Raw genomic sequence first — 25,648 nt, forward strand, 5'->3', positions numbered from 1 at the left:
AAGCCCCCTCCCACATTTGAAGTGCGTTACTTTTTGAGACCGAGTTTCTTCAGTTCTTCATCGCGCAATTCACGCCGCAGAATCTTGCCCACATTGGTGGTCGGCAGCGCATCGCGGAACTCAACGGCCTTGGGCACCTTGTAGCCGGTGACGTTGGCGCGCATGTGTTCCATCACCTGTTCCTTGGTCAGGGTCGCCCCTGGCTTGACCACGATGAACAGCTTGATGTGCTCCCCGGACTTTTCATCCGGCACGCCGATGGCTGCGCACTGCAACACGCCCGGCAGGCCTGCCAGCACGTCTTCCAGTTCGTTGGGATACACGTTGAAACCCGAGACCAGGATCATGTCTTTCTTGCGATCGACAATACGCATGTAGCCGTCGGGCTGGATGATCGCGATGTCACCGGTCTTCAGCCAGCCTTCGCTGTCGAGCATCTCGTCGGTAGCGTCCTGGCGCTGCCAGTAGCCCTTCATGACCTGGGGGCCCTTCACGCACAGCTCGCCGGTTTCGCCCAGCGGCAGCTCGGTGCCATCGTCGGCGATCACTTTACACACGGTGGAGGGCACCGGGATGCCAATGGTACCGATCTGGATATGCTGGATCGGGTTCACCGTGGCCACCGGGCTGGTTTCGGTCATGCCGTACCCTTCGCAGATGCCACAACCGGTCACGGCCTTCCAACGCTCGGCGGCCGCCAACTGCAGCGCCATGCCGCCGGACAGGGTGACCTTCAGCGCGGAGAAATCCAGCTTGCGGAACGCTTCGTTATTACACAACGCCACGAACAGGGTATTGAGGCCGACAAAGCCGCTGAACTTCCACTTCGAGAGTTCCTTGACCATCGCCGGCAGGTCGCGGGGATTGCTGATCAGGATGTTGTGGTTGCCGATCAGCATCATCGCCATGCAATGAAAGGTAAACGCATAGATGTGGTAGAGCGGCAGCGGCGTGATCAGGATCTCGCAGCCTTCGTTGAGGTTGGAGCCCATCAGCGCCTTGCATTGCAGCATGTTGGCGACCAGGTTGCGATGGGTAAGCATTGCGCCCTTGGCCACGCCAGTGGTGCCACCGGTGTATTGCAGCACTGCTACATCACCGCTGGCCGGGTTGGCATCGCTGACCGCCTGGCCTTGCCCCTTGGCCAGCACGTCATTGAACTTGATCGCTTGCGGCAAATGATAGGCCGGGACCATTTTTTTCACGTACTTGATCACGCTGTTGATCAACAGGCGCTTGAACGGCGACAGCAGGTCGGCCACTTCGGTCACGATCACGTGTTTGACCGCAGTCTTGGGCACGACTTTTTCAGCCAGGTGCGCCATGTTGGCCAGGCAAACCAGGGCCTTGGCCCCGGAGTCATTGAATTGGTGTTCCATTTCCCGCGCGGTGTACAGCGGGTTGGTGTTGACTACGATCAGCCCGGCACGGATGGCGCCGAATACGGCGACCGGGTATTGCAGGACATTGGGCAGTTGCACGGCGATTCGGTCGCCAGGCTTCAAGTCGGTGTGCTGTTGCAGGTAGGCAGCGAATGCGCCGGACAATTCGTACAGTTCACCGTAGGTGATGGTCTTGCCCAGGTTGCTGAAAGCCGGTTTGTTGGCGAAGCGCTGGCAGGACTGCTTCAGTACCGCCTGAATATTCGGATACTCGTCTGGATTGATTTGTGCAGCAATCCCGGCGGGGTACTTATCCTTCCAAAAGTCTTCGTTCATGGAAGCCCACTCCTCAGCGACGCGAATTCATCATCGCATTTGATGCGATTATTATTGGTGTATGTTTTTTTAAGGTGAATCTGGCGCTTCAAGCAGGCCTAGACGTCACAAAGCGCGCCGAGAGTAGCAGCTTTGCCAAGGGCCGACTAGAGCCAAAAGAGGGCCCTACGGTCACTAACACGACTGTCCTACAATAATTGGTCACACTTTTAATGCAGGCAAAATAACCCACTGAAAGGCTCTGGAATGGGGCTTAGCGGGCAATACAAAACAATGTGGGAGGGGGCTTGCTCCCGATAACGGAGTGTCAGTCACTGCATCTGTGCCTGAAACACCGCAATCGGGAGCAAGCCCCCTCCCACATTTTGTAGCTATTCGGTTCAGGCGATGTCGCGCAGCTCCCGCCGCAGGATTTTCCCCACCGGCGTCATCGGCAGCGAATCCCTGAGCACAATATGCTTGGGCACTTTGTACCCGGTGAAGTTGGTCTTGCAGTAGGCCTTCAGTTCCTCAAGGCTCACACCTTCGGCACGCGCGACCACAAACAGCTTCACCGCTTCCCCCGTGCGCTCATCCGGCACGCCGATCACCGCGCAGTTGGCCACGGCCGGGTGGGCCATCACCACGTCTTCGATCTCATTGGGATAAACGTTGAAACCCGAGACGATGATCAGGTCTTTCTTGCGGTCGACGATGCGTATAAAGCCGTCGGTATCGATCACAGCGATATCGCCGGTCTTGAGCCATCCCTCGGCATCCAGCGCCTCGGCCGTGGCCGCCGGTTGCTGCCAATAGCCCTTCATCACCTGCGGGCCCTTGATGCACAGTTCGCCGCGTTCGCCCAACGGCAACTCAGCGCCCTCGTCATCGACCACCTTCATGGCCGTGGCCGGCACCGGAATGCCTACTGTGCCCAGCCGCGATTGATTGCCATAGGGGTTGGTGCTCGCCACCGGTGAGGTTTCGGTCAGGCCGTAGCCCTCGCCGATTGCACACCCGGTGATCTGCTGCCAACGCTCGGCGGTGGCCTTGATCAGCGCCGTGCCGCCGGAATTGGTCAACTTGAGATGGGAAAAATCCAGGCTCTTGAAGTCCGGATGCTCCATCAGCGCCACAAACAGCGTGTTGAGCCCCAGCAGCCCGGTGAAGCGCCACTTTTTCAGTTCCTTAATGAACCCGCCGATGTCGCGGGGGTTGGTGATCAGCACGTTGTGGTTGCCGGACACCATCATGCACATGCAATTCGCGGTGAACGCATAGATGTGGTACAGCGGTAGCGGCGCAATCATCACCTCCTGCCCTTCCTTGATCAGCGGATGGCCGTCGTCCCCCAGTTGCGACATGCACGCCCGCGCCTGCTGCATATTCGCTACCAGATTGCCGTGGGTGAGCATCGCGCCCTTGGCCTGGCCGGTGGTGCCACCGGTGTATTGCAGCACGGCGATATCCTCGAGGCTTACCGGATGTCGCGTCACGCCCAGGCCCGCGCCCATGTGCAAGGCGCGCTTGAACGACACCGCACGCGGCAGGTGGTAGGCCGGGACCATCTTCTTGACTTTGTCGACCACGGTGTTGACCAGCCAGCCTTTGGCGGCGGGCATGAAATCGCCCATTTTGGCTTCGATCAGGTAGTCGATCTCGGTGTCGGTACACACCTCCTGTACCCGCGAACCGAACAGGTTGAGGTAGACCAGCGCACGCACGCCCGCGTCCTTGAACTGGTGGCGCATTTCACGTGGGGTGTACAACGGGTTGGTATTGACCACGATCAGCCCGGCGCGCAGTGCGCCAAAAACCGCAATCGGGTAATGCAACACGTTGGGCATCTGTACCGCGATGCGCTCGCCGGGCTTGAGGTCGGTGTGCTGCTGCAGGTAACCGGCGAACGCCGCACTCTGGCGCTCAAGCTCGGCGTAGGTCAGGGTAATGCCCATGTTGCTGAACGCCGGACGGTCGGCAAAGGTCTTGCAGGAACGCTCGAAGACTTCGATCACTGACCGATAGGCAGTAAGGTCGATGGCGTTGGGCACACCCGCCGCGCGTTTGTCATTCCAAAAATCAGGTTGCATTATTCTTGTCCTCTTTACCTGAGTGTGTCCGGCCGCTTTTCTATGCAGCTACAAAGAGCGGAGCTTTGAGGACGTTAGCAGTAATGACCAAACAGGCAATACACTGAACTGTGTCATTGATTGTATGAATCTTGTTGCTGAGGCGCAGGCAGATACCCCGCCCCCCACCCGATGAGCTATACACTGCAACGACCCTGCGCAAAGGAACCGCCATGAACCACAGCACTTTCTGGCTGACCGCGAACGACCACAGCCGCCTGTACGTCAATCAATGGATGCCCGCCGAGCCCCCCAGGGCCCTGGTGATGCTGTCCCATGGCATGGCCGAGCACAGCGGCCGCTATGGGCGCCTGGCGCAGGCGTTGTGCGGCGCTGGCTATGGTGTGTATGCGCTGGACCAACGTGGCCATGGCCGTACCGCCGACGAAGGCACCTTGGGGCTGTACGCCGAAGAGGATGGCTGGAACAAAGTGGTGGGCGACCTGGCCAGCCTTAACCAGCACATCGGCCAGCAGCAACCGGGGCTGCCGATTATTTTGCTCGGCCACAGCATGGGCAGCTATATCGCTCAGGCCTATCTGCTGCATCACAGCGCCAGCCTGCATGGGGCGATACTCAGCGGTTCGAATTTCCAGCCGGTGGCGTTGTATCGCGCGGCACGGGCGATTGCCCGTACCGAACGCGCGCGCCAGGGTTTGCGCGGGCGTAGTGCATTGATTGACTTTCTATCGTTCGGCTCCTTCAACAAAGCGTTCAAACCCAATCGCACCGCCTTCGACTGGCTCAGCCGCGACCCGGTTGAAGTCGACCAATACATTCATGACCCGCTTTGCGGTTTCCGCTGCACCAACCAGCTGTGGGTCGATCTGCTCGGCGGCTTGCAGCAAATCAGCAAAGCGTCCAATCTCGCGCAGATCGATCCGGGCCTGCCAATTCTGATAATCGGCGGCGAATGTGATCCGGTGAGTGAAGGCAAGCGTCTCAAAAGCCTGGCCCATGCCCTGCGCGACGCGGGCTGCCAGCACCTGCAATTGACGCTCTACCCGCAGGCACGTCATGAAGTGTTCAACGAAACCAACCGCGACGACGTCACCGCGGATGTGCTGACATGGCTCGATCACGCCCTGACAGTGCGCAGGCCCACCCGCTGCGAATAATTTTTCGTTTAAAATCAGCCAATTAAATTATCGATTAGCCACAGGATGCACGTTTAGATGACCCAGGTAACCAATACCCCCTACGAGGCCCTAGAAGTCGGCCAGACCGCCAGCTTCAGCAAGACTGTCGAAGAACGCGATATCCAGTTGTTCGCCGCCATGTCTGGCGATCACAACCCGGTGCACCTTGATGCCGAGTATGCCAAGGCGACCATGTTCAAGGAGCGTATCGCCCATGGCATGTTCAGCGGTGCGCTGATCAGCGCGGCGGTAGCCTGCGAACTGCCCGGCCCGGGCACGATTTATATCGGCCAGCAGATGAGCTTTCAAAAGCCGGTCAAGATCGGCGACACCCTGACCGTGCGCCTGGAAATCCTGGAGAAGCTGCCCAAGTTCCGTGTACGCATTGCCACGCGCGTGTTCAACCAGCGCGATGAGTTGGTAGTGGATGGCGAAGCGGAGATTCTTGCTCCTCGCAAGCAGCAAGTAGTGACCTTGACCGAACTGCCGCCAATCAGCATTGGCTGAAAATGACGCAATACAAATGCGGGAGGGGGCTTGCCCCCGATGGCGATCTTCCAGCCACTGAATTCATTGACTGGTTGACCGCTATCGGGAGCAAGCCCCCTCCCACATTGTTTTTACAGCATGTACAACCCAGGGCTTACGACTGAGCGCGAGCCTGGTTACGCAGGGCTTTAACCTGGTCGTGGTTGCGCTGCACGCCGTGGTACTGACGTTCAACCAGGTCACGAATGCCCAGCAGGTTGTGCTTGTTGATCTTCTCGATCGCTTCCTTGTAAGCCTTCAATGCGTGGTCTTCACCGCGCTCGGCTTCGTTCAGCACGGACTCTTCGTCCTTACCGGTCACCATCGATTTTACGTCAACCCAACCGCGATGCAGCGCACCGGCCATGCTGCCGGTGTCTTCCGGGTCGCCACCCAGGGCACGCACGGCAGTTTTCAGCTCGGCGGCAGCAGTGGCGCAATCGGCGGAACGCTTGACGAACAGGGCTTTGAGCTCTGGGTGCTTGATGTCTTCAGCGCACTCCTGGAAACCCTTTTGGCCGTCGATGCTGGTTTCGATCAGGTCGTTCAGTACGGAGATGGATTCTTTATTGATGTCAGTCATTTTTCAATTCCTTATGTGGGTTGAGAAAGTTGTCTTAATGATTGCAGCGCTCGTGCCAGGTTTTGAAAAATTACTTATTTGTTTTATTTCAATGACTTACGAATTATTGAACCATCTGTATCGACGTTATTTGCATGATCTGTCATTTGGCCTTCATGCAGAATGCCTGTATTTTTCCCGCTATCGAATCAAACGCTGAAGCCCATGAACCCCGAAAAACTCGAATTGCTGATCACCCGCGAAATGCCCTTCGGCAAATACAAAGGGCGGATCATCGCCGACTTGCCAGGCCCGTACCTGAACTGGTTCGCCCGTGAAGGTTTTCCCCACGGGGAACTGGGCGGCTTACTGGCACTGATGCAGGAAATCGACCACAACGGTTTGGCCGAATTGCTTGAACCGCTGCGCGTTAAACACGGTAAACCCGCCCCTCGCCATTAATTAAGAGCCTCGCCATGCCAAGGAATGCAAACAACGAACGTCACTGGCAGGCCATCGCCCAGCGCTATGAGCTGGAGCCGGGCCCGATCAATCTGGAAAACGGCTACTTCGGGCGCATGAGCCGTGCAGTCCAGGCCCAGTACCTGGAACACGTTGCCTTCATCAATCGCAGCAACTCGGTGTACGTGCGTCAGCGTTTCGAGCAAGGGGAAAATCTCGAGATTCGTCGCCAACTGGCCGCTTTGATCGATGCGGACCCCAACTCGGTGGCCTTCACCCGCAACGCCACCGAAGCCTTGCAGTCGCTGATCCGCAACTACAACCGCCTGCAACCCGGCGACCAGGTGCTGATCAGTGACCTGGAGTACGACACGGTCAAAGGCGCGATGCGCTGGCTGGCCGGCATGCGCGGCGTTGAAGTGATCGAGATTTCCCACGCTCACCCGGCCAGTTTCGACAGCCTGGTGCAGACTTATCGCGATACTTTCAATCAGTACCCGCGCTTGAAGCTGATGGCGCTGACCCATGTCACGCACCGCACCGGCCTGGTGATGCCGGTGGCGGCGATTGCCAAGGCTGCGCGTGAACAGGATGTTGATGTAATCCTCGACGGCGCCCACGCCCTCGGCCAGATCGATTTCAACCTGGCCGAGTTGGGCATTCAGTTCGCCGGCTTCAACTTGCACAAATGGATCGGCGCCCCGCTGACCCTGGGCTTTCTCTACATCGCCCCCGAGCGCCTAGCGGATATCGACCCGGACATGGGTGAATTCCACTACCCCGCCACGGATGTACGCGCGCGTACGTCCTACAGCACACCTAACTTTCCGGCACTGATGAGCCTGCCGTTGGTGTTTGAAGAACACCGGCAACTGGGCGGCGCGGCGGCCAAGGGCGCACGGGTCAATTACCTGCGCAATCTGTGGGTGAACCAGGTGCGGGCTGTGCCGGGAATTGAGGTGCTGACGCCGGATGATCCGAGGCTGTATTGCGGGATTACCGCGTTCAAGTTCATTGGGCGCGATCAGCAGGTGATGGTCGACAGGTTGCTCAAGGAGTATGACTTGTTCACCACGACACGCTCAGGCGCGGCGTTTGGCACCTGTATTCGAGTGACGCCGGGGTTGGTGACTACGGCTACGGACATCAATGTGTTGGTGCATGCGATTACCCAGCTCAACACAGATTAAACTGTGGGAGGGGGCTTGCTCCCGATGGCGGTGTATCAGTCAGCACATGTATTGACTGAACCACTGCTATCGGGAGCAAGCCCCCTCCCACATTGGTTTTGTGGAGTGCTCCAGGTTTTCTACAGGCAAAAAAAGCGGTACACCGACCAAGTGCACCGCAAAAATGCCGTTAAGCACAGCAACAACGATTCGATGAATCAGATCAGTCCAGCAGCGCCAGCGCCTCGGCGGTGACTTCCTGGATACGCGCCCAGTCGCCGTTCTTGACCCACTCAGGATCAAGCATCCAGCTACCGCCCACGCACATCACGTTTTTCAACGCCATGTAGCTTTTGATGTTGGCCGGACCGACGCCACCGGTCGGGCAGAATTTCACTTCGCCGAACGGGCCACCGAGGGCCTTGATCGCCGCCACGCCGCCGCTGACTTCCGCCGGGAACAGCTTGAAGCGGCGATAGCCCAGGCCATAGCCTTCCATGATGCCGGAGGCATTGCTGATGCCAGGCAGCAGCGGGATCGGGCTGTGCACCGAGGCTTCCAGCAGGTCGCGGGTGATGCCGGGGGTGACGATGAACTGCGAGCCGGCCACTTCTGCCGCTTCGAGCATATGACGGTCCAGCACAGTGCCGGCACCGGTGCACAGCTCAGGGCGCTGCTCGCGCAATACCTGGATGGCCTTGAGGCCGAACTCGGAACGCAGGGTCACTTCCAGGGCGGTCAGGCCACCGGCAGCCAGGGCATCGGCCAGAGGCAGGATGTCCTGTTCGCGGGCGATGGTGATCACCGGCAGGATCCGCGCCTTGGCGCAGAGGCTGTCGATCAGGGCAACTTTATCCGCCATGGACACGGTCGGTTGAGGGCTTTTCATAGCGGCTGATCCTTGGCTCATGGGCACCAGTAAATCTCTAAAGTAGGTTGCAAAAACGCGCGAATCGGCATGGCGGCGACATCGTCACCGGCCAGCGCGGCGCTCAAGGTAGTCAACTTCGAACTGCCGGAAATCGACAGCACGGTGTAGTGGGCCGTGGCCAGCAATGCACGACTCATGGTCAGGCGCTGGTGCGGCACGGTCGGCGCCAGCATTGGCCAGCAACGGCGGGTGCCGTCGGCCTGCAACGCTTGGGCGAGGTTCGGGCTGTTGGGAAACAGCGATGCGGTGTGGCCGTCATCGCCCATGCCCAGCACCAGCACATCGATCGCCGGCAGTTCGGCCAGCAGGCGATCAGCCTGCTCGGCCGCCTCTTCAAGGTTGGCGGCCGCGCTGTACAGGCTCAAGAATTTCGCCTTGGCCGCCGGGCCCTGCAGCAGGTGCTGCTTTAACAAGCCGGCATTGCTGTCGGCGTGCTCCACCGGCACCCAACGCTCGTCGGCCAGGGTGACCGTGACCTTGGACCAGTCCAGGGCTTGCCTGGCCAGGTTCTGGAAGAACGCCACCGGGCTGCGGCCACCGGACACCACCAGGGTGGCCGCGCCACGGGCGCTGATAGCCGCGCGCAATTGTTCGGCCACGTCATTGGCCAGGCCGTCCGCCAACAGCACGGGCGTACGGTACTCATGGGCAGCAACGCCCTGAGGCAGTTTCAATTCAGATATCGCCATACCACGACCTCCCATCCCGCGTGATCAGTGCAATCGAGCTCATCGGCCCCCAGGACCCCGCCGCATACGGCTTGGGCGCATCACCGGATTTTTTCCACCCAGCGATCAACTGGTCACACCACTTCCACGCGGCTTCAATTTCATCTTTGCGAACAAACAGGTTCTGATTGCCGCGCATCACTTCCAGCAACAACCGCTCGTAGGCATCGGGAATCCGTGCGCTGCGATAAGTGTCGGAAAAATTCAGTTGCAGCGGCCCGCTGCGCAGTTGCATGCCCTTGTCCAGGCCCTGCTCCTTGGTCATCACACGCAGGGAAATACCTTCGTCCGGCTGCAGGCGGATGATCAACTTGTTGCTGATCTGCAAGCGCTGCTCGGGGGCGAAGATATAGTGGGACGGTTCCTTGAAGTGGATGACGATCTGCGACAGCTTTTGCGGCATGCGCTTGCCGGTACGCAGGTAGAACGGCACCCCGGCCCAACGCCAGTTGCGAATATCGGCCCGCAGGGCGACGAAGGTCTCGGTGTCGCTCTGGGTGTTGGAATTCTCTTCTTCCAGGTACCCCGGCACGGCTTTACCGGCGCTGTAGCCGGCAATGTACTGGCCGCGCACCACCTGGGTGGTCAGGCCTTCCGGGCTGATTGGCGCCAGGGCCTTGAGCACCTTGACCTTCTCGTCGCGAATGCTGTCGGCAGACAGATCGGCCGGCGGGTCCATGGCGATCAGGCACAGCAGCTGCAGCAGGTGGTTCTGAATCATGTCGCGCAGTTGGCCAGCCTTGTCGAAGTAGCCCCAACGGCCCTCGATGCCAACCTGCTCGGCCACGGTGATTTCCACGTGGGAAATGTAGTTCTGGTTCCATTGGGTTTCGAACAGGCTGTTGGCGAAACGCAAGGCGATCAGGTTCTGGACGGTTTCTTTGCCCAGGTAGTGGTCGATACGGTAGGTGCGGTTTTCCGGGAAAAACTGCGCGACGGCGTCGTTGACCTTGCGCGAGGATTCCAGGTCCGAACCAATCGGCTTTTCCAGCACGACGCGGGTGTTTTCCGCCAGGCCGACCTTGGACAGGTTTTCGCAGATCGCGCCATACACGGCGGCCGGGGTGGCGAAGTAGGCGATCAGGCGCTGTTCGCTACCGACCTTTTCGGCAAGGGCGACGTAGTCGTCGGCCTTCATGAAGTCGACATGCACATACGCCAGGCGCGCCAGGAAACGCTGGGCCACGGCTTCGTCCAGCTCCTTGCCGACGTATTTGCGCAGTTCGGTTTCGATATGGGCCAGGTGCTGCTGCTCGGAACCGGCTTCGCGGGCCAGGGCCAGGATGCGCGTGTCATCGTGCAGCAGGCCGGCGCCATCGAGTTGATAGAGGGCAGGAAATAACTTGCGCAGCGCCAGATCACCCAAGGCGCCAAACAGGGCAAAGGTGCAGGGTTCTACGGTTATCAAAGGCATGATGTTTGTTCTTTTATCAAGTTAAGCTACAAATACCTTTTTTCAAGGCATCACTCAAGGAAAAATGTAGTAATAACCACAACATTTTCCGCAAATACGCATTGCGAGTGGTGGTGTTCGGCTACCCTCAGTAGGATAGGCCACCGTGAAAAGCCACTCATTGACTGGTTACCGCCTTTTTATTTGCATCGTCGCCCGAAGGAAAGACTGAATGGACCGCGTGCGAAATCTTCTGGAACAGATCCGGAACCGCCTCGAAGAATTGAACAAGGCCGAGAAAAAAGTCGCCGAGGTCATCCTGCTCAACCCGCAGCAGGCCACCCGCTTCTCGATCGCTGCCCTCGCCCAAGCCGCTTCGGTCAGTGAACCGACGGTCAACCGCTTCTGCCGTTCGTTCGGCGTCAGTGGTTACCCTGAACTTAAATTGCAGTTGGCGCAAAGCCTGGCCAGTGGCGCGGCGTATGTCAGCCGCGCAGTGGAAGCCGATGATAACCCGGAGGCCTACACCCAGAAGATCTTCGGCAGCGCCATCGCGTCCCTGGACAGTGCCTGCCAGGCCCTCGACCCGGCCCTGATCAGCAAGGCCGTGGATCTGTTGATCCAGGCGCGGCAGATCCACTTCTTCGGCCTGGGCGCCTCGGCCCCGGTGGCCATGGACGCGCTGCACAAGTTCTTCCGTTTCAACCTGGCGGTGACCGCCCACGCCGACGTGCTGATGCAACGCATGATCGCCTCAGTGGCGCATACCGGTGAGTTGTTCGTGATCATTTCCTACACCGGGCGTACCCGTGAGCTGGTGGAAGTGGCGCGTATCGCGCGGGAAAACGGCGCGTCGGTGCTGGGCGTAACGGCCGAGAACTCACCACTGGCCAAGGCCAGCACGGTGAGCCTGAACATTCCGCTGCCGGAAGACACCGATATCTACATGCCGATGACCTCGCGGATCATTCAGCTGACGGTGCTGGATGTGCTGGCGACCGGGATGACATTACGCCGCGGAGTGGATTTCCAGCCGCATTTGCGCAAGATCAAAGAGAGCTTGAATGACAGCCGGTATCCGGTGGGGGATGAGTTCAACTGAGCCTGATCGTTCCCACGCTCCGCGTGGGAATGCCTCTTGTGACGCTCCGCGTCACGGCATCAAAAGCAGACGCGGAGCGTCAAGGGCTGCTTTCCCACGCGCAGCGTGGGAACGATCACAGCAGCACCACTAAATCCCAGCCCGAGCCTGCAGACTCAAATGCGCCCTCTCCCCCGGCGCCAGGCTCGCCCCGGCCATCGCCGACTCCACGCACACAAACCCCGACGCCTCGTTGAAGCTCACACCCAGCAACGGCCGGCTGCCGGGATGCCACACCACGGTGTCGGCGCTGTCGCCGGTGTCGATACACAGTTCCCGCTGCCACGCATGATCCTTGAGGTGCAACTCACCCTCATGCTGGAACACCCGCTGGCAGCCGCCATCCACCCGCAGCTCGCCTTCCTGCTGGCAAGCCTGGCGGTTGAGCTGGTCATAACCTTGCGCGCCGTCGAGCCCAGACAGCGCTACCTCGTCAACGTGACCGATACGCCAGTAGGCGTGCAAAGCGTGGCTCAACTGGCACGGCAGCTCATCTTGATGCTCGGTGCTCAGGCGCAATTCCAGGGTTTCACCCAAATGCGCGTGCAGGTCCACCTGCCAGTCACACAACTGCAGCTGCCAGTGCAGGCGCACGCCATCGTCTTCGGTGCTGCTGTCGAGCAGTTTCCAATCGATCAAGCGCGCCCAACCGTGGGAAGGCCACGCGTTTTCGCTGGGGTGACGGCCATACCACGGCCAGCACACCGGCACGCCACCCCGGATGGCACCGACTTGCGGCCACTTGGCGGCGCACCACAGCCAGGGTTTCTGGCCGGTGGGCTGAAAGTGCAGCAATTGCGCGCCCTGGCGACTGAACACCGCCTGGCACAGCGGATGGTCGATCACCAACACGTCACGCATCTGGAAGCGCTCCCAGGCGAACACCGGACGCTCGCGCAAGGATTTGAAAAAACGTTGCAGCGGTTGCTCATGCATGTGCACAGGTTCCGAATATCACAGTGCCACCCAAAAAAAAGCGGATAGCCATGGCTACCCGCAAAATGCGCACAGAGAGAAGGAGCTTATCGCAACAGCGTTAGAACGTAGACTGGATTTTCAGGCCCGCTACCAACGCGTTGTCGACTTTGTCCACGCCACCCGGCTGGACAACGTATTGCAGGTTCGGACGCACGGTCAGCCAGTTGGTGACGTGGAAACCGTAGTTGAGTTCGACGTTGTACTCAGTCTCACGAATGGGCGTGTAGAACGGATTGTCATAGTCGCTCACACCATTGGCGGCGTTGAGCAGTTGAGAGTTCTTCTTCACGTCATCGTTGACATGCAGGCGAGCGACGCCAATGCCGACGTCATCTTTTGGACGCGCGTCGAAGGGGCCTTTGTACACCAGCATCAACGACTGGTAGTTGTCGACCAGGTTGGTTTCCTTGTCGTGGAAGGTCGCGTTGGCGGCGATGTTCAGGCCACGGGTAGCGTCGCCGTTATGCGTGGTGAGTTGCTGTTGCGCAACGAACCAGTAGCCTTTCTTGCTGCTGTGGGTACGGTAGGCGGCGCCAGTAGTGGCGGCATCGTTGCCGTTGACGTCTTCGCGTACGTCAGACGCATCGGCAGCGCTTTTGTAGTAACCCACACGGTATTCGCCCGGCAGGTTGTTGACCTTCGGCGACCAGACCAACTCCACCGGAATCACGGTGCCTTTGGTACCGCTGCCGCTGAGTTTGAAGCCGTTACCGTGCTCAAGTTGCGACGGGTTCTGGTTGTAGGCACCAATCTGCGCATACAGCTCAGGCGTGATGTTGTACTTCACGCGGATAGCGGCCTGGGCGACTGGCCAGTTGTACCAGGTGTTTACGTAGTTACCGACCTGGGAGCCGCAGAACGACAGGTTCTGGAAGTCGCACGGGAAGGTGTTGAAGTCTTCGCCTTCACCGAAGTAGCCGAGTTTCACGTCCAGTTTGTTGTCGAACATCTGGTGCTGAACCCAGAACTGGGTCAGACGCACCATGTGGCCACGGCCATACACTTCCTGAGACGAACTCAAGGTGCCGGCGCGCGGATCGCCAATACGGTCATTGGAGATGTTCTGGCCATTACGGTTGGTGAACTGGATCTTGGCCTGGGTGTTATCCCAGCCCCACAGTTTTTGCAGGTCCAGCGCCACGCCCAGACCGAACTGGTCGGAGTAACGGCCGGTCTTGTCATCGTTGTAGCCACCGTGGGCGTTGTAGCCCATCTCACCTACGTAGTCGGCCTTGATGTCGATACCCTGCTCGATCAGCTTGGTACGCTCGCCGCCCCAATCGCCGGTCATCCACTTGGAATCGGCGCTGAACGCATCGGCCGCCATCGCATTGGCGGACAATACAAGGGCTGCTGCTGCTGACAGTTGGCAGAACAGCCGGGTGTTGTTGTGTTGCTTTTTCATCCCTACATCCTCGTCTTTATTGTTATTAAACTGTTTTTATCTAACGCGGGTTACATTTTTTAATTAAAACAACCAGTTATCTCGATTAACGACCTTTGAACTGGGTCACATTGCCGGCATGCCCCTGTGCCGGCAATGCAGCAACGGTGCCCAATCGCTCACCGGTCGCGGCATCGAACAGCAATACCTTGGCCGGGTCGAACTGCAGGGTCAGGGTCTCGCCGACCTGCGGTGCCACGTCCGGCGCCAGACGGCAGCAGACCTTGGTGTCATTGAGCTGCACGAACACCAGGGTGTCCGGGCCGGTGGGCTCGGTTACCTGGACTTCGGCACGAATGCTCGAAGCACCATTGCCCTCGCCCGCCGCCAGCACGATCTGCTCCGGGCGCAGACCCAGGATCACATCGCGGTCTTCCAACCCAGCGTCATTCATACTCAGCGGCAGCTCGCAACGGGCCTGGCCGCTGTCGAGCAGCGCCACCAGGCGACCGTCCTTGCGTTGTAGACGCAAAGGTACGAAGTTCATGGGAGGTGAACCGATAAAGCTTGCCACAAACAAGTTGGCCGGGTCGTTGTAAATTTCTTTCGGCGTACCAAATTGTTGGATGATGCCGTCCTTCATCACCGCCACTTTGTCGCCCAGGGTCATTGCTTCGATCTGGTCGTGGGTCACGTAGACGGTGGTGGTTTTCAGGCGCTGGTGCATCAGCTTCATTTCGGTGCGCATCTCGACGCGCAGCTTGGCGTCAAGGTTCGACAACGGTTCGTCGAACAGGTAGATCTTCGGCCGACGCGCCAAGGCCCGGCCCATCGCCACGCGCTGTTGCTGGCCACCGGACAGCTGGCCCGGCTTGCGGTTGAGCAAGTGTTCGATCTGCAGCAGCTTGGCTACGCGCGCGACTTCGGCGTCGATGTCGGCCTGGGGCATCTTGCGGATCTTCAGGCCGAACTCGATGTTCTCGCGCACGCTCATGGTCGGGTACAGCGCGTAGGACTGGAACACCATGGCGATGTCACGGTCCTTGGGGCTCATGCCGCTCACGTCCTGATCACCGATCATGATCGCGCCGCCGGAGATGGTCTCAAGGCCGGCGATGCAGTTCATCAACGTGGACTTACCGCACCCCGACGGGCCGACCAGGATCAGGAACTCACCTTCCTTGATCGACAGTTCGATGTTCTTCAAGGTGTCGGGCAGGCCGGCGCCATAGGTCTTGTTTACATTGCGAAGTTCAAGCGTAGCCATGATTACCCCTTGACCGCGCCGGCCGTCAGGCCGCGCACGAAATACTTGCCTGCGATCACATAGACCAGCAGGGTCGGCAGCCCGGCGATCATCGCCGCCGCCATATCCACGTTATATTCCTTGGCCCCGGTGCTGGTGTTGACCAGGTTGTTCAGCGCTACCGTGATGGGCTGCGAGTCGCCGCTGGAGAACACCACACCGAACAGGAAATCGTTCCAGATCTGGGTGAACTGCCAGATCAGGCAGACCATGATGATCGGCGTCGACATCGGCAGAATGATCTGACGGAAGATGGTGAAGAAACCGGCACCGTCCAGGCGGGCCGCCTTGATCAACGCATCCGGAATGCTCACGTAGTAGTTACGGAAGAACAGCGTGGTGAACGCCAGGCCGTAGACCACATGCACGAACACCAGGCCGGTGGTGGTGCTGGCCAGGCCCATCTTGCCGAGGGTGAACGACGCCGGCAGCAGCACGGTCTGGAACGGCAGGAAGCAGCCGAACAGCAACAGGCCGAAGAACAGCTGCGAACCGCGAAAGCGCCAGAACGACAGCACGTAGCCGTTCAACGCACCGATGGCCGTGGAGATCAGCACAGCGGGCACGGTGATCTTGATCGAGTTCCAGAAGTAACCGTCCACGGTGGCCCAGGCCTTGACCCAGCCAATGCCGCTGACCACGGTCGGCCAGCTCAGCAGGTTGCCGGTGCTGATGTCTTCAGGCGTCTTGAAACTGGTGAGCAGCATCACCACCAGCGGCACCAGGTACAGCAGCACCGCAAGGATCAGCACCGCGTAGATCGCGATGCGACTCAGGCTGATGGCAGGTTTAGCGGCGAGACTAGTCATTACGCTTGGTCCTCAGCTCGGAATACAGGTACGGCACGATGATCGCGAGGATCGCACCGAGCATCAGGATTGCACTGGCCGAGCCCATGCCCATCTGGCCGCGACTGAAGGTGAACGAGTACATGAACATGGCCGGCAGGTCGGAGGAATAGCCCGGGCCGCCAGCGGTCATGGCCGCCACCAGGTCGAAGCTCTTGATCGCAATGTGCGCCAGGATCATCACCGCACTGAAGAACACCGGACGCAGGCTTGGCAGCACCACGCTCCAATAGATGCGTGGCAGGCTCGCGCCGTCGATCTGCGCGGCGCGGATGATCGACTGATCGACGCCCCGCAAGCCCGCCAGGAACATCGCCATGATAAAGCCCGAGGCTTGCCACACGGCGGCGATCACCAGGCAGTAGACCACGCGATCAGGGTCGATCAGCCAGTCGAGACGGAAGCCTTCCCAACCCCAATCGCGCAATAATTTGTCCAGGCCCATGCCCGGGTTGAGCAGCCATTTCCAGGCGGTACCGGTGACGATCATCGAGAGCGCCATCGGGTACAGGTAAATGGTGCGAATGAAACCTTCACGACGGATTTTCTGGTCGAGGAAAATCGCCAGCAGCACGCCGATCACCAGGGTGATACCGATGAACATCCCGCCGAACACGGCGAGGTTCTTGCTCGCTACCCACCAACGATCGTTGTCGAACAACCGCTCGTATTGCGCCAGGCCAGCCCACTTGTAGCTGGGCAGGAAGGTGGAGGTGGTGAACGACAGCACGAACGTCCACAGGATGTAGCCATAAAAGCCCACCAGCACGATGAACATGCTCGGCGCCAGCACCAGTTTAGGGAGCCAGCGCTGCAGTGCATCGAACGGCGAGGCCTTGCTGAACACAGCAACAGAACTCATGGGAAAATCCAATACAAGGAAAAGGACTGACAGGTGAAACCATGGCGCTCCCCTGTAGGAGCGAGCTTGCTCGCGAAAGTCTTCAACGATGACGCGGGCATCAGGGATGAACGCGGTGACCTTGAGTTTTTCGCGAGCAAGCTCGCTCCTACAGAAAAGCGCTTTTAGAGCGTGTTACTTCGCAGACTTGATCGCAGCGCCCAATTTCTTGGCGGTGTCGGCCGGGTCGGCTTTCGGATCGTTGATGTAGTTGGTGACCACGTCAAAGAACGCACCTTGTACCGCCAGGGTGGTGGCCATGTTGTGCGCCATACTTGGCTGCAGGCCACCGGTCTTGGCATCGGTCAGGAAGTCCTTGGCCGCCGTCTGGGCGCAGGAGTCGAAACCGTACGAATCCATTTTGTTCAGCATGTCGTTGCGCACAGGGATCGAACCCTTGTTGATGCTGAACACTTTCTGGAAGTTTTCACCCAGCACGACTTTGGCGATGTCCTGCTGGCCAGCGGCAGTGCCTTCGTCTTTCTGCTTGAACACCGCCAGGGAGTCGATGTTGTAGGTGAAGGCTTTGTCGGTGCCCGGGAAGGCTACGCACTCGTAGTCCTTGCCGGCGACTTTCTTGGCGGCGGTCCATTCGGACTTGGCCCAGTCACCCATGATCTGCATGCCGGCCTTGCCGTTGATGACTTTACCGGCTTCGAGGTTCCAATCCTGGCCTTTGCCGTCAACGTCCATATAGGTCGCGACTTTCTTCAGCTCGGTCAGCGACTTGACCATTTCCGGGCCAGTCAGTGCGCCGTTATCCAGGTCGACCAGGGCTTTCTTGTAGCCATCGGCACCCATCACCGAGAGCACCACCGCCTCGAACACGGTGCTGTCCTGCCAAGGCTGGCCGCCGTGAGCGAGCGCAATGAAGCCCGCCGCTTTCAGCTTGTCGCCGGCGGCGTAGAATTCTTCGAGGGTGGTGGGGTTCTTGGTGATGCCGGCTTTCTTGAAGACTTCCGGGTTGATCCACAGCCAGTTCACGCGGTGGATGTTGACCGGTACGGCGACGTAGTCACCGTCGTATTTCACGGTATCGGAGACTTTCTTGTCGAGCAGGGAGTCCCATTTTTCTTCTTTGGCGACGTCTTTGAGCACGTCGGTGTCGAGCAGGCCGGTGGACGCCCATTCCTGGATGTCCGGGCCTTTGATCTGGGCAACGCCAGGTGGGTTGCCGGCGACCGCACGGCTCTTCAGCACGGTCATTGCAGTGGCACCGCCACCACCTGCAACAGCGCCGTCTTTCCAGGTGAAGCCGTCTTTCTCGACTTGAGCCTTCAAGACATCGACAGCCGCTTTTTCACCGCCCGAGGTCCACCAATGCACCACTTCAACCGTCCCTTTCGAGTCGGCGGCAAATGCACTGAGGGGAAACAACGAGGCAACGGAAATAGCTACGGCGAGGCGATTAATCGCGTTCATCTGAATACCTTTTCTTGTTGTTATGCATGCAAGTCTAGAGCTTGCGCTGCACGGAGTTTAAACAGGGATTTTCCGGGCGCAGGTAACAAAGGGACGTACAAATGTCACCACTTGGTGACATAGCGTCCGCTGCCCAATGCACTGGCCAGGCTGGGTGCCAAGGGTAGCGCCGGCAACACGACGGCTTGCCAGGCATGGTACAGGTCCGGTTTGCCCGCCCAGATTTTGCTGCCGGGCTGGTTGTGCGGGCTGAGTTCGTGGTGCCAACTGCCATGGAGCCGGTCGATGAAATGGGTTTCGCAAAACTCCCAAAACCGCCGGTACCAGATTTCATAATGCAACTCACCGGTACGCTTGAGCAGCGCCTGGGCCGCAGCGCTGGCTTCGGCATGGGTCCAGTGCAGGCGTTCGCGAACGACCGGGCGGTTGTTCCAGTCCAGGGTGTAGACAATGCCCGGCGCACCATCCACGGCCCAGGCATAGTCGCAGGCGCTGGCAAACAGCCCTTGGGCATCGCTCACCAACCAGTCCGGCGTGAACAGCCCGGCTTGCAGGCGCGCGGCCTCCAGGTGCAGTACCAGCCGCGCCCATTCGAAGCCATGGCCGGGGGTGATGCCGTAGGGACGGAAACCGTCGGCGGGGTTGTCTTCATTGTAAGCGGGCAAAGGCTTCCACTGGGCGTCGAAGTGCTCGATCACCATAAAGTGGCTACCGGCGGCGTGGGTGTGGATAACGCGCTCGACGATACGCAACGCGCGGTCCAGCCAGCGCGTGTCACCGGTGACATCGGCCAGGGCGAGGAACGCTTCAGTGGCGTGCATGTTGCTGTTGGCGCCGCGATAGGCTTCGACGCCGCTCCAATCGCGAGCGAAAGATTCGAGCATCACGCCCTCCTCTTCGCTCCAGAAGAACTGGTCGATGATATGGACCGCATCGTTCAACAGGGTGTGTGCACCGGGGGCACCGGCCACCACCGCCGAGCTGGCGGCCAGGGCGACGAAGGCATGCAGGTAAGCGGCCTTGCCAGTATTGCCATCGATGGCATCGGGCGCGGCGAACCAGCCACCGTGTTCGCTATCGTGCAACGGGCCACTGAGGGCCGCGACGCCGTGGGCTACCAGCTCGGCGTAACCGGGCAGCCCCATGGCGTGGGCCATGGCGAAGCTGTGGGTCATACGGGCAGTGTTCATGGTTTCGGCATGGGCATCGGCCGGCAGCTGACCTCGCTCGTCGAGGTTGCCAAAGCCGTGCGGCAGGCGCGAAGCCTTGGCAAATGACAGCAAACGCTGGCCTTCGGCCGCGAGCCAGGCGTGATGGGCAGGTGCGTTCAGCCAACTGCTGGCAGGCAGTGGTTGCATGGTCATGGGTAGCCCTTGTTATTTTTTATGGGTGGCCGGAGTCTAAACAAGGGCATGGAAGCGGCAAGTAACGAAGGCGAAGATAAATGTCACCGAACGGTGACAAACTTGAGCACGACAGAGATTTACTTAACTAATACAGATTCAAATGTGGGAGGGGGCTTGCTCCCGATAGCGGTGCGTCAGTCAATATTTTAGTGACCGACTCACCGCTATCGGGAGCAAGCCCCCTCCCAAATTTTGATTTCATTCACAGCTCACAGACCAAGTCATTGACCCAGTGGCGTCGCCGCCGCTGGCGCATTGAGACGTTGATTCAGGTTCTGCACCTGGCTTTGCAAGGTCGTGATATTGCGCGTGGTCTGGATGCGGAACACGTCGAATTCCTTGTTGGTCGGCGCATCAGTGGTGACGGGCTGATTCTCCTGCGCGCTCTTGAGTACCAGCACGTCCTGCTCAAGACGGGCGATGGCCGCCGTCGGATTGCCTTGCTTCTTCAAGGCCGCCACGTCGTTAGCCAGGTCCTTGGTCTCACCCTGTGTCGCCTTGAGGCTGGCGACCGCATCGGTCAGGGCCTGCACCTGGCCCTGCAATTTGGCATTCGCATTCGCAAGCTCAGTGGTGCTGGCGCTCATCTGTGCCAGGCGCTGGTCCAGCGCGGTGGCTTGGCCGGCCACGCCCACTTGTTGCTTGCCCTGCTCGAGCAACTGGGCTTCCAGCTGTTTGATCTGCAATTTCAGGGCTTCGCTGCCGTTGTTCACATTGGCTTCGCTGGCCACGACCTTGCCGGAAATATCCTGCAGGCGCCCCGCCGCTTCTTCGCTGATACGCGCAAAGCTTTCCTGGGTGGCGACCAGTTGCTGGCCCATCAGGGAAATCTGCTGGAAGCTCCACCAGGCAAGGCCGGCAAAGGCGATCAGCAATGCGCCGACCAACGCCCACAACGGGCCGGTGTTGGCCCGTTTAACCTTGACCACAGGCGTCGTCCGCGAGCGCACCGAGGTGGCGGCAGTCGGCACGAAATCATCATCGTCCCCGGGATCAGCCCGCAGGCTGGGAACGTTGTCGAAGTCGTCTTTAGCATCGTTACGCATGAATCTACCCTGAATCAATGAGATGGCCGGCTGGAAAGCCGAGCGGCGCGAGTATAAACCCTGCGCCCGGCGCATGGGTCGACACGCAACCGGCAATACGGTTCCCGATGTGTTGCTGGTTGTGAGCTTAAGCGTGGCCCTGGGCCTGGGCCTTCCACCAGGTACAGAACTCGTCGAGGGCGCTCCACAGGCTGACCTTGGGCTCATAGTCGAGATAATGCCGCGCCCGGCTGATGTCGAGGGTGAAATCTTTGTTCATGACCTGCATGCCCAGGCGTGACAACGACGGCTCCGGCCGCCCCGGCCACATTGCGCAGAACGCCTCATTCAAAGCCGCCATGCTGTAGGACAAACCATAGGAGCGATAGCGGGTGACCTGCGGCAGGTCCATTTGTCGCATCACGTAGTTGACCACGTCCCACACCGGCACCGGCGTGCCATTGCTGATGTTGTAGGCCTTGCCTAACGCCGACCCAGGCGCCAGCAAACTGCTGAGCAGCGCCTCGTTAAGGTTGTGCACGCTGGTGAAATCAACCTTGTTGAGGCCGTCACCGACGATGGCCAGGCGGTTCTTGCGCTGCATTTTCAACAGGCGCGGGAACAGGCTCATGTCACCGGCACCGGTGACGAAACGCGGGCGCAGGGCCAGCACTTCCAGACCGAATTCCTGGGCCCCGAAGACCTTCTGCTCCGCCAGGTATTTGGTCGCCGCATAAGGATGCTTGAAGCGCTTGGGCACTTGCTCTTCGGTCAGCCCCAAGTGGTCGCGCCCATCGAAATAGATGGAGGGCGAGGACAGATGCACCAACCGCCCGACCCGCTGCTTGAGGCACGCTTCGACGACGTTCTCGGTGACCAGCACATTGCCCTGATGGAAATCCTGATACTTGCCCCACAGCCCGACGGCACCGGCGCAATGCACCACGGCCTCGACATCACGGCACAGCGCGCGCACCAGGTCGGCATCGTTAAGATCACCCTGGATAAACTCGGCCCCGCGCCGCACCAGATGTTCCACACCCTCGGCACGTCGCCCGTTGACCCGCACGTCCAAGCCCTGCTCCAGGGCGAAACGCGCAAAGCGCCCGCCGATGAAGCCGCTTGCGCCGGTGACCAGAATCTTCATGGTGTCTCCTACGGATACAGCTGCAAGCCTCAAGCTGTCAGCTGTAAGTTAAATACGGTCCGCAAGCTCTTCTCTTGCCGCTTGCAGCTTGACGCTCGTCACTGCTGATAGGGCACCAACCATTGCCCACAGACCTGTGCCAGATGCTCGGTCAACAGGCCCAACAGTTGCCCGCCGCTGCGCCAATGATGCCAGTACAGCGGCACGTCGATGGGCTTATCTGGCAGCAATTCGACCAACAGGCCGTTTTGCAGTTGGTCGCGGACCTGCAGTTCGGGTACCAGGCCCCAGCCCAGGCCGGCTTCCGTCAGGCGGATAAAGCCTTCGGACGACGGGCATAAATGGTGCTCGAAACCACCGTTCACCCCGAGCGAAGCCAGGTAACGGTGTTGCAGGAAATCATCCGGCCCGAACACCAGGGCCGGGGTACTGGCCAGTTGGTCGGCCTGCACGCCAGCGGGGAAGTGCCGCGCGATAAACGCGGGGCTGGCCAATGCGCGATAACGCATGGCTCCAAGCACAAGGCTGCGGGCGCCGGCCACCGGGCGCTCGCTGGCGCAGATGCAGGCCGCCACTTCACCGGCGCGCATGCGTTTGAGGCCGACAGTCTGGTCCTCTACCACCAGGTCCAGCAGCAAGTGCTGTTCGGCGCAGAAATCACTCACCGCCAGCGCCCACCAGGTGGCGAGGCTGTCGGCATTCAGCGCGATGCGCAAGCGCTCGGGCATGCCTTCTTCGTCCAACGCAGGCACCTGGCTTTGCAGGTCGCGCTCCAGCAGCCGCACCTGTTGCACATGGTTGAGCAAGCGCCGGCCGATATCGGTGGGGGTCGGCGGCGTTGCCCGTACCAGTACCGGTTGGCCGACGCGCGCTTCCAGCAGCTTGATGCGCTGGGACACGGCCGACTGCGACAGCCCCAGCACCTGCGCGCCGCGCTCGAAGCCCGCCTGTTCCACTACGGCCGCCAACGCGGAAAGCAATTTATAGTCGAACATCAGTTTCTCTAATGAGCGATCAGCAATATTGATTTTTCTTATACAGCCTGTACCCAGAGAATAGCCAGCATCGCTTCTCTTTATAAGGAACCTTCCATGGTTGGCGAAACTTCCCTGGCAACCCTGTTGCGCAGCATGAGCCCTCAGCTCAATGACGGTGACTACGTATTCTGCACCCTGCCCGATCACCGCATTCCGGCCGGTTGCGAGGTGATCGGCAGCTTTCGCGAGCCAGAAGGCCTGACGTTGATCCTGGAGCGCCGGCACGCCGAGCAGGCCGGCCTGGCCTTCGACTATGTGGCGGCATGGATCACCTTGAATGTGCATTCGGCCCTCGAAGCGGTGGGTCTGACCGCTGCGTTCGCCAGCGCGCTGGGTAAGGCCGGTATCAGTTGCAACGTGATCGCCGGTTATTACCACGACCACCTGTTTGTCGGTCGCGCGGATGCCGAGCGCGCCATGCATGTGTTGCACCAATTGGCGGCGGACGCGGAGTAAACCCTATGTGGCAAAGCTATCTGAATGGGCTGTTGGTGTCCCTGGGTCTGATCATGGCGATCGGCAGCCAAAACGCCTTTGTCTTGGCGCAAAGCCTGCGCCGTGAACATCACCTGCCGGTGGCCGCGTTGTGCGTGGTGTGTGATGCATTGCTGGTGGCAGCCGGCGTATTCGGCCTGGCGACGGTGCTGGCGCAAAGCCCGCTGCTGCTGGGCATTGCCCGTTGGGGCGGCGCGGCGTTCCTGCTGTGGTACGGCACCCTGGCATTGCGTCGAGCGTTTTCGAAACAGAGCCTGGAGCAAGGCGCACACCTCAAGGTGCGCTCATTGCGCGCGGTGTTGCTCAGCGCCCTGGCGGTGACCCTGCTCAACCCCCACGTGTACTTGGACACCGTGCTGTTGATCGGCTCACTGGGCGCGCAGCAAACCGAACCGGGCGCGTATGTAGCGGGCGCCGCCAGCGCTTCGTTGCTGTGGTTCACAACACTGGCCCTCGGCGCGGCGTGGTTGGCGCCCTGGCTGGCGCGCCCGGGCACCTGGCGCCTGCTGGACCTGCTGGTGGCCGTGATGATGTTCAGCGTGGCCTACCAATTAATCAGTGCGCCATGAACTTATTCCAAAAGGCTCTGGAACCTCTATCCCACACAGTTGTTGCGTGGTTTTGCCGCACCCCCGGTGCTATGATCCCGAACTTGCGCCGCAAAGAGTACAGACTCGCCGGCGCTTGTTTGGCCGCCCGTGATCGGCCTTGCGCTCACCGCAACTGACCTGATTAGGAGAATCATCATGGCTTTCGAATTGCCGCCGCTGCCCTACGCACACGATGCCCTGCAGCCGCACATCTCCAAGGAAACCCTGGAGTATCACCACGACAAGCACCACAACACCTATGTCGTGAACCTGAACAACCTGGTGCCAGGCACCGAGTTCGAAGGCAAGACCCTGGAAGAAATCGTCAAGTCTTCCTCGGGCGGTATCTTCAACAACGCCGCTCAGGTCTGGAACCACACGTTCTACTGGAACTGCCTGGCGCCAAACGCCGGTGGCCAACCTACCGGCGCACTGGCTGAAGCCATCAACGCTGCGTTCGGTTCGTTCGACAAGTTCAAGGAAGAGTTCAGCAAGACGTCCATCGGCACCTTCGGTTCCGGTTGGGGCTGGCTGGTGAAGAAGGCTGACGGTTCCCTGGCCCTGGCCAGCACCATCGGCGCAGGCAACCCGCTGACCAACGGCGACACCCCGCTGCTGACCTGCGATGTCTGGGAACACGCCTACTACATCGACTACCGCAACGTGCGTCCGAAGTATGTAGAAGCGTTCTGGAACCTGGTCAACTGGAAGTTCGTGGCCGAGCAGTTCGAAGGCAAGACCTTCACTGCCTAAGCAACGCTTGCAGTAGAAAGAGCCCGGCGATTGCCGGGCTTTTTCATGGGCGCTGGAAAGTAGCGAGTTGGTTGGAATCGTGGAACTCGCCGAAGGGAATTTGCCACGCACTGAGTGAGAGGAATAACCCTCTCGCGCTCTTCTGGAGAAAAAAGATGGAAGAAATCGGAAAAGCAGGCGGGCAGATGGCGATGCAACTCATCAGCGGCCTGATGAAAGGTCTTGCCGGTGGTGCAGGTGGCGGCGGCGATGAAGGTGGCGCGAAAGCACCAGAGCGCCCCGGTGAGGACAACATGCCACCGCCACCGCCGAAGATTGATTTTTCAGTCAGTTAATCAATGCGTTTGAAATGCCAAGCTACCGTTGGCATGCAGCGCGTTAGTCAAACAGTCAGACGGCGGAACGAATCCGCCGTTTTTCTGGTTTTTTCCTTTCTGTCAGGTGTGAAGTCGCCTTGCGCGCCAATGTTCCTTTGAC

Annotated in this window: 25 protein-coding genes; 9 read left to right on the plus strand and 16 right to left on the minus strand. The window is 59.7% G+C overall.

Annotated elements, in window-relative coordinates:
• Positions 1-26: 26 nt before the first annotated feature.
• Together fadD1 and fadD2 are read right to left on the minus strand one after the other, a co-directional pair.
• Positions 27-1,718: a long-chain-fatty-acid--CoA ligase FadD1 gene (gene fadD1, locus C4J90_RS20385; protein WP_124420682.1), complete on the minus strand. Its 1,692-nt coding sequence runs from the start codon at positions 1,716-1,718 to the stop codon at positions 27-29.
• A 380-nt stretch (positions 1,719-2,098) separates the two neighbouring features.
• Entirely contained in the window at positions 2,099-3,787 is a 1,689-nt protein-coding gene (gene fadD2 / locus C4J90_RS20390) for a long-chain-fatty-acid--CoA ligase FadD2 (RefSeq protein ID WP_124420683.1), read from the minus strand.
• A gap of 212 nt (positions 3,788-3,999) precedes the next feature.
• Here fadD2 and C4J90_RS20395 point away from each other — a divergent pair, with 212 nt between their 5' ends.
• Positions 4,000-4,944 (plus strand): alpha/beta hydrolase, encoded by a 945-nt coding sequence (locus C4J90_RS20395; protein WP_124420684.1) that lies wholly within the window; start codon positions 4,000-4,002, stop codon positions 4,942-4,944.
• A gap of 57 nt (positions 4,945-5,001) precedes the next feature.
• Entirely contained in the window at positions 5,002-5,472 is a 471-nt protein-coding gene (locus C4J90_RS20400; RefSeq protein WP_034115694.1) for a MaoC family dehydratase, read from the plus strand.
• Between the two features lie 136 nt (positions 5,473-5,608).
• On the opposite strand, the gene C4J90_RS20405 is transcribed toward C4J90_RS20400, so the two are convergent.
• Entirely contained in the window at positions 5,609-6,076 is a 468-nt protein-coding gene (locus C4J90_RS20405; RefSeq protein ID WP_124420685.1) for a PA2169 family four-helix-bundle protein, read from the minus strand.
• A 204-nt stretch (positions 6,077-6,280) separates the two neighbouring features.
• Between C4J90_RS20405 and C4J90_RS20410 the strand changes: the two genes are divergently transcribed.
• Positions 6,281-6,517: a DUF3820 family protein gene (locus C4J90_RS20410; protein ID WP_104505342.1), complete on the plus strand. Its 237-nt coding sequence runs from the start codon at positions 6,281-6,283 to the stop codon at positions 6,515-6,517.
• 14 nt (positions 6,518-6,531) lie between these two features.
• Positions 6,532-7,707 carry an aminotransferase class V-fold PLP-dependent enzyme gene (locus tag C4J90_RS20415; protein WP_124420686.1) on the plus strand — a complete coding sequence of 392 codons (1,176 nt, stop codon included), beginning with the start codon at positions 6,532-6,534 and terminating at the stop codon, positions 7,705-7,707.
• Positions 7,708-7,909: 202 nt separating this feature from the next.
• Here the strand turns inward: C4J90_RS20415 and C4J90_RS20420 are convergent, their stop codons facing one another.
• From C4J90_RS20420 to zwf, 3 genes are read right to left on the minus strand one after another with little or no spacing between them, the layout of a single operon-like run.
• A complete protein-coding gene (locus tag C4J90_RS20420) occupies positions 7,910-8,575 on the minus strand; it encodes a bifunctional 4-hydroxy-2-oxoglutarate aldolase/2-dehydro-3-deoxy-phosphogluconate aldolase (protein WP_069076884.1) in 666 nt (221 codons plus the stop codon).
• 17 nt (positions 8,576-8,592) lie between these two features.
• On the minus strand, positions 8,593-9,306 hold the full coding sequence (gene pgl, locus C4J90_RS20425) for a 6-phosphogluconolactonase (protein ID WP_124420687.1): 714 nt from the start codon (positions 9,304-9,306) through the stop codon (positions 8,593-8,595).
• Positions 9,293-10,759, minus strand: coding sequence for a glucose-6-phosphate dehydrogenase (gene zwf, locus C4J90_RS20430; protein ID WP_124364119.1), 1,467 nt, complete (start codon positions 10,757-10,759; stop codon positions 9,293-9,295). Before zwf ends, pgl begins: the two co-directional genes overlap by 14 nt.
• A 220-nt stretch (positions 10,760-10,979) precedes the next feature.
• Here zwf and C4J90_RS20435 point away from each other — a divergent pair, with 220 nt between their 5' ends.
• Positions 10,980-11,840, plus strand: a complete 861-nt coding sequence (locus tag C4J90_RS20435) for a MurR/RpiR family transcriptional regulator (protein WP_170039859.1) — start codon at positions 10,980-10,982, stop codon at positions 11,838-11,840.
• Positions 11,841-11,969: 129 nt separating this feature from the next.
• Here the strand turns inward: C4J90_RS20435 and C4J90_RS20440 are convergent, their stop codons facing one another.
• The 10 genes from C4J90_RS20440 to C4J90_RS20485 all read right to left on the minus strand — a co-directional run bounded on the left by C4J90_RS20440 (position 11,970) and on the right by C4J90_RS20485 (position 23,291).
• Complete coding sequence (locus C4J90_RS20440; RefSeq protein ID WP_124368116.1) at positions 11,970-12,815, minus strand: D-hexose-6-phosphate mutarotase; 846 nt, start codon at positions 12,813-12,815, stop codon at positions 11,970-11,972.
• 100 nt (positions 12,816-12,915) lie between these two features.
• Positions 12,916-14,262, minus strand: coding sequence for a carbohydrate porin (locus C4J90_RS20445; protein WP_124364121.1), 1,347 nt, complete (start codon positions 14,260-14,262; stop codon positions 12,916-12,918).
• 85 nt (positions 14,263-14,347) lie between these two features.
• Positions 14,348-15,508 carry an ABC transporter ATP-binding protein gene (locus tag C4J90_RS20450; protein ID WP_124364122.1) on the minus strand — a complete coding sequence of 387 codons (1,161 nt, stop codon included), beginning with the start codon at positions 15,506-15,508 and terminating at the stop codon, positions 14,348-14,350.
• Positions 15,509-15,510: 2 nt separating this feature from the next.
• Entirely contained in the window at positions 15,511-16,356 is an 846-nt protein-coding gene (locus tag C4J90_RS20455; protein ID WP_034115702.1) for a carbohydrate ABC transporter permease, read from the minus strand.
• On the minus strand, positions 16,349-17,257 hold the full coding sequence (locus C4J90_RS20460) for a carbohydrate ABC transporter permease (RefSeq protein WP_124364123.1): 909 nt from the start codon (positions 17,255-17,257) through the stop codon (positions 16,349-16,351). The genes C4J90_RS20455 and C4J90_RS20460 overlap by 8 nt, the downstream gene beginning before the upstream one ends.
• 174 nt (positions 17,258-17,431) lie before the next feature.
• Positions 17,432-18,718: an ABC transporter substrate-binding protein gene (locus C4J90_RS20465; RefSeq protein ID WP_124364124.1), complete on the minus strand. Its 1,287-nt coding sequence runs from the start codon at positions 18,716-18,718 to the stop codon at positions 17,432-17,434.
• A 104-nt stretch (positions 18,719-18,822) separates the two neighbouring features.
• Positions 18,823-20,082: an AGE family epimerase/isomerase gene (locus C4J90_RS20470; protein WP_124420688.1), complete on the minus strand. Its 1,260-nt coding sequence runs from the start codon at positions 20,080-20,082 to the stop codon at positions 18,823-18,825.
• A 263-nt stretch (positions 20,083-20,345) separates the two neighbouring features.
• Positions 20,346-21,170: an ATPase gene (locus C4J90_RS20475; RefSeq protein WP_124420689.1), complete on the minus strand. Its 825-nt coding sequence runs from the start codon at positions 21,168-21,170 to the stop codon at positions 20,346-20,348.
• 127 nt (positions 21,171-21,297) lie between these two features.
• Positions 21,298-22,296: an NAD(P)-dependent oxidoreductase gene (locus C4J90_RS20480; protein WP_124420690.1), complete on the minus strand. Its 999-nt coding sequence runs from the start codon at positions 22,294-22,296 to the stop codon at positions 21,298-21,300.
• A 98-nt stretch (positions 22,297-22,394) separates the two neighbouring features.
• The gene (locus C4J90_RS20485) at positions 22,395-23,291 is read right to left on the minus strand and encodes a LysR family transcriptional regulator ArgP (protein WP_124364128.1); all 897 of its coding nucleotides are present in this window, start codon (positions 23,289-23,291) and stop codon (positions 22,395-22,397) included.
• Between the two features lie 96 nt (positions 23,292-23,387).
• Here C4J90_RS20485 and C4J90_RS20490 point away from each other — a divergent pair, with 96 nt between their 5' ends.
• The 4 genes from C4J90_RS20490 to C4J90_RS20505 all read left to right on the plus strand — a co-directional run bounded on the left by C4J90_RS20490 (position 23,388) and on the right by C4J90_RS20505 (position 25,506).
• Positions 23,388-23,789, plus strand: a complete 402-nt coding sequence (locus tag C4J90_RS20490) for an ACT domain-containing protein (protein ID WP_124420691.1) — start codon at positions 23,388-23,390, stop codon at positions 23,787-23,789.
• A 5-nt stretch (positions 23,790-23,794) separates the two neighbouring features.
• On the plus strand, positions 23,795-24,397 hold the full coding sequence (locus C4J90_RS20495; RefSeq protein ID WP_124420692.1) for a LysE/ArgO family amino acid transporter: 603 nt from the start codon (positions 23,795-23,797) through the stop codon (positions 24,395-24,397).
• 177 nt (positions 24,398-24,574) lie between these two features.
• Complete coding sequence (locus C4J90_RS20500; protein WP_065949384.1) at positions 24,575-25,171, plus strand: superoxide dismutase; 597 nt, start codon at positions 24,575-24,577, stop codon at positions 25,169-25,171.
• Between the two features lie 155 nt (positions 25,172-25,326).
• Positions 25,327-25,506 (plus strand): hypothetical protein, encoded by a 180-nt coding sequence (locus tag C4J90_RS20505; RefSeq protein WP_104504514.1) that lies wholly within the window; start codon positions 25,327-25,329, stop codon positions 25,504-25,506.
• Positions 25,507-25,648: the final 142 nt, after the last annotated feature.

It is taken from the genome of Pseudomonas sp. R2-60-08W, from assembly GCF_003852335.1.
Classification (GTDB): domain Bacteria; phylum Pseudomonadota; class Gammaproteobacteria; order Pseudomonadales; family Pseudomonadaceae; genus Aquipseudomonas.

Bases quoted from the DNA above. Each gene is read 5' to 3' on its own strand.
- C4J90_RS20475 (WP_124420689.1), bottom strand. From the start codon at position 21,170: ATGCGTAACGATGCTAAAGACGACTTCGACAACGTTCCCAGCCTGCGG.
- C4J90_RS20500 (WP_065949384.1), top strand. From the start codon at position 24,575: ATGGCTTTCGAATTGCCGCCGCTGCCCTACGCACACGATGCCCTGCAG.
- C4J90_RS20505 (WP_104504514.1), top strand. From the start codon at position 25,327: ATGGAAGAAATCGGAAAAGCAGGCGGGCAGATGGCGATGCAACTCATC.
- C4J90_RS20460 (WP_124364123.1), bottom strand. From the start codon at position 17,257: ATGAGTTCTGTTGCTGTGTTCAGCAAGGCCTCGCCGTTCGATGCACTG.
- fadD1 (WP_124420682.1), bottom strand. From the start codon at position 1,718: ATGAACGAAGACTTTTGGAAGGATAAGTACCCCGCCGGGATTGCTGCA.
- C4J90_RS20465 (WP_124364124.1), bottom strand. From the start codon at position 18,718: ATGAACGCGATTAATCGCCTCGCCGTAGCTATTTCCGTTGCCTCGTTG.
- C4J90_RS20410 (WP_104505342.1), top strand. From the start codon at position 6,281: ATGAACCCCGAAAAACTCGAATTGCTGATCACCCGCGAAATGCCCTTC.
- C4J90_RS20420 (WP_069076884.1), bottom strand. From the start codon at position 8,575: ATGAAAAGCCCTCAACCGACCGTGTCCATGGCGGATAAAGTTGCCCTG.
- C4J90_RS20450 (WP_124364122.1), bottom strand. From the start codon at position 15,508: ATGGCTACGCTTGAACTTCGCAATGTAAACAAGACCTATGGCGCCGGC.
- C4J90_RS20445 (WP_124364121.1), bottom strand. From the start codon at position 14,262: ATGAAAAAGCAACACAACAACACCCGGCTGTTCTGCCAACTGTCAGCA.
- C4J90_RS20440 (WP_124368116.1), bottom strand. From the start codon at position 12,815: ATGCATGAGCAACCGCTGCAACGTTTTTTCAAATCCTTGCGCGAGCGT.
- C4J90_RS20405 (WP_124420685.1), bottom strand. From the start codon at position 6,076: ATGACTGACATCAATAAAGAATCCATCTCCGTACTGAACGACCTGATC.
- C4J90_RS20395 (WP_124420684.1), top strand. From the start codon at position 4,000: ATGAACCACAGCACTTTCTGGCTGACCGCGAACGACCACAGCCGCCTG.
- C4J90_RS20490 (WP_124420691.1), top strand. From the start codon at position 23,388: ATGGTTGGCGAAACTTCCCTGGCAACCCTGTTGCGCAGCATGAGCCCT.
- pgl (WP_124420687.1), bottom strand. From the start codon at position 9,306: ATGGCGATATCTGAATTGAAACTGCCTCAGGGCGTTGCTGCCCATGAG.
- zwf (WP_124364119.1), bottom strand. From the start codon at position 10,759: ATGCCTTTGATAACCGTAGAACCCTGCACCTTTGCCCTGTTTGGCGCC.
- C4J90_RS20495 (WP_124420692.1), top strand. From the start codon at position 23,795: ATGTGGCAAAGCTATCTGAATGGGCTGTTGGTGTCCCTGGGTCTGATC.
- C4J90_RS20400 (WP_034115694.1), top strand. From the start codon at position 5,002: ATGACCCAGGTAACCAATACCCCCTACGAGGCCCTAGAAGTCGGCCAG.
- fadD2 (WP_124420683.1), bottom strand. From the start codon at position 3,787: ATGCAACCTGATTTTTGGAATGACAAACGCGCGGCGGGTGTGCCCAAC.
- C4J90_RS20470 (WP_124420688.1), bottom strand. From the start codon at position 20,082: ATGACCATGCAACCACTGCCTGCCAGCAGTTGGCTGAACGCACCTGCC.
- C4J90_RS20485 (WP_124364128.1), bottom strand. From the start codon at position 23,291: ATGTTCGACTATAAATTGCTTTCCGCGTTGGCGGCCGTAGTGGAACAG.
- C4J90_RS20480 (WP_124420690.1), bottom strand. From the start codon at position 22,296: ATGAAGATTCTGGTCACCGGCGCAAGCGGCTTCATCGGCGGGCGCTTT.
- C4J90_RS20455 (WP_034115702.1), bottom strand. From the start codon at position 16,356: ATGACTAGTCTCGCCGCTAAACCTGCCATCAGCCTGAGTCGCATCGCG.
- C4J90_RS20415 (WP_124420686.1), top strand. From the start codon at position 6,532: ATGCCAAGGAATGCAAACAACGAACGTCACTGGCAGGCCATCGCCCAG.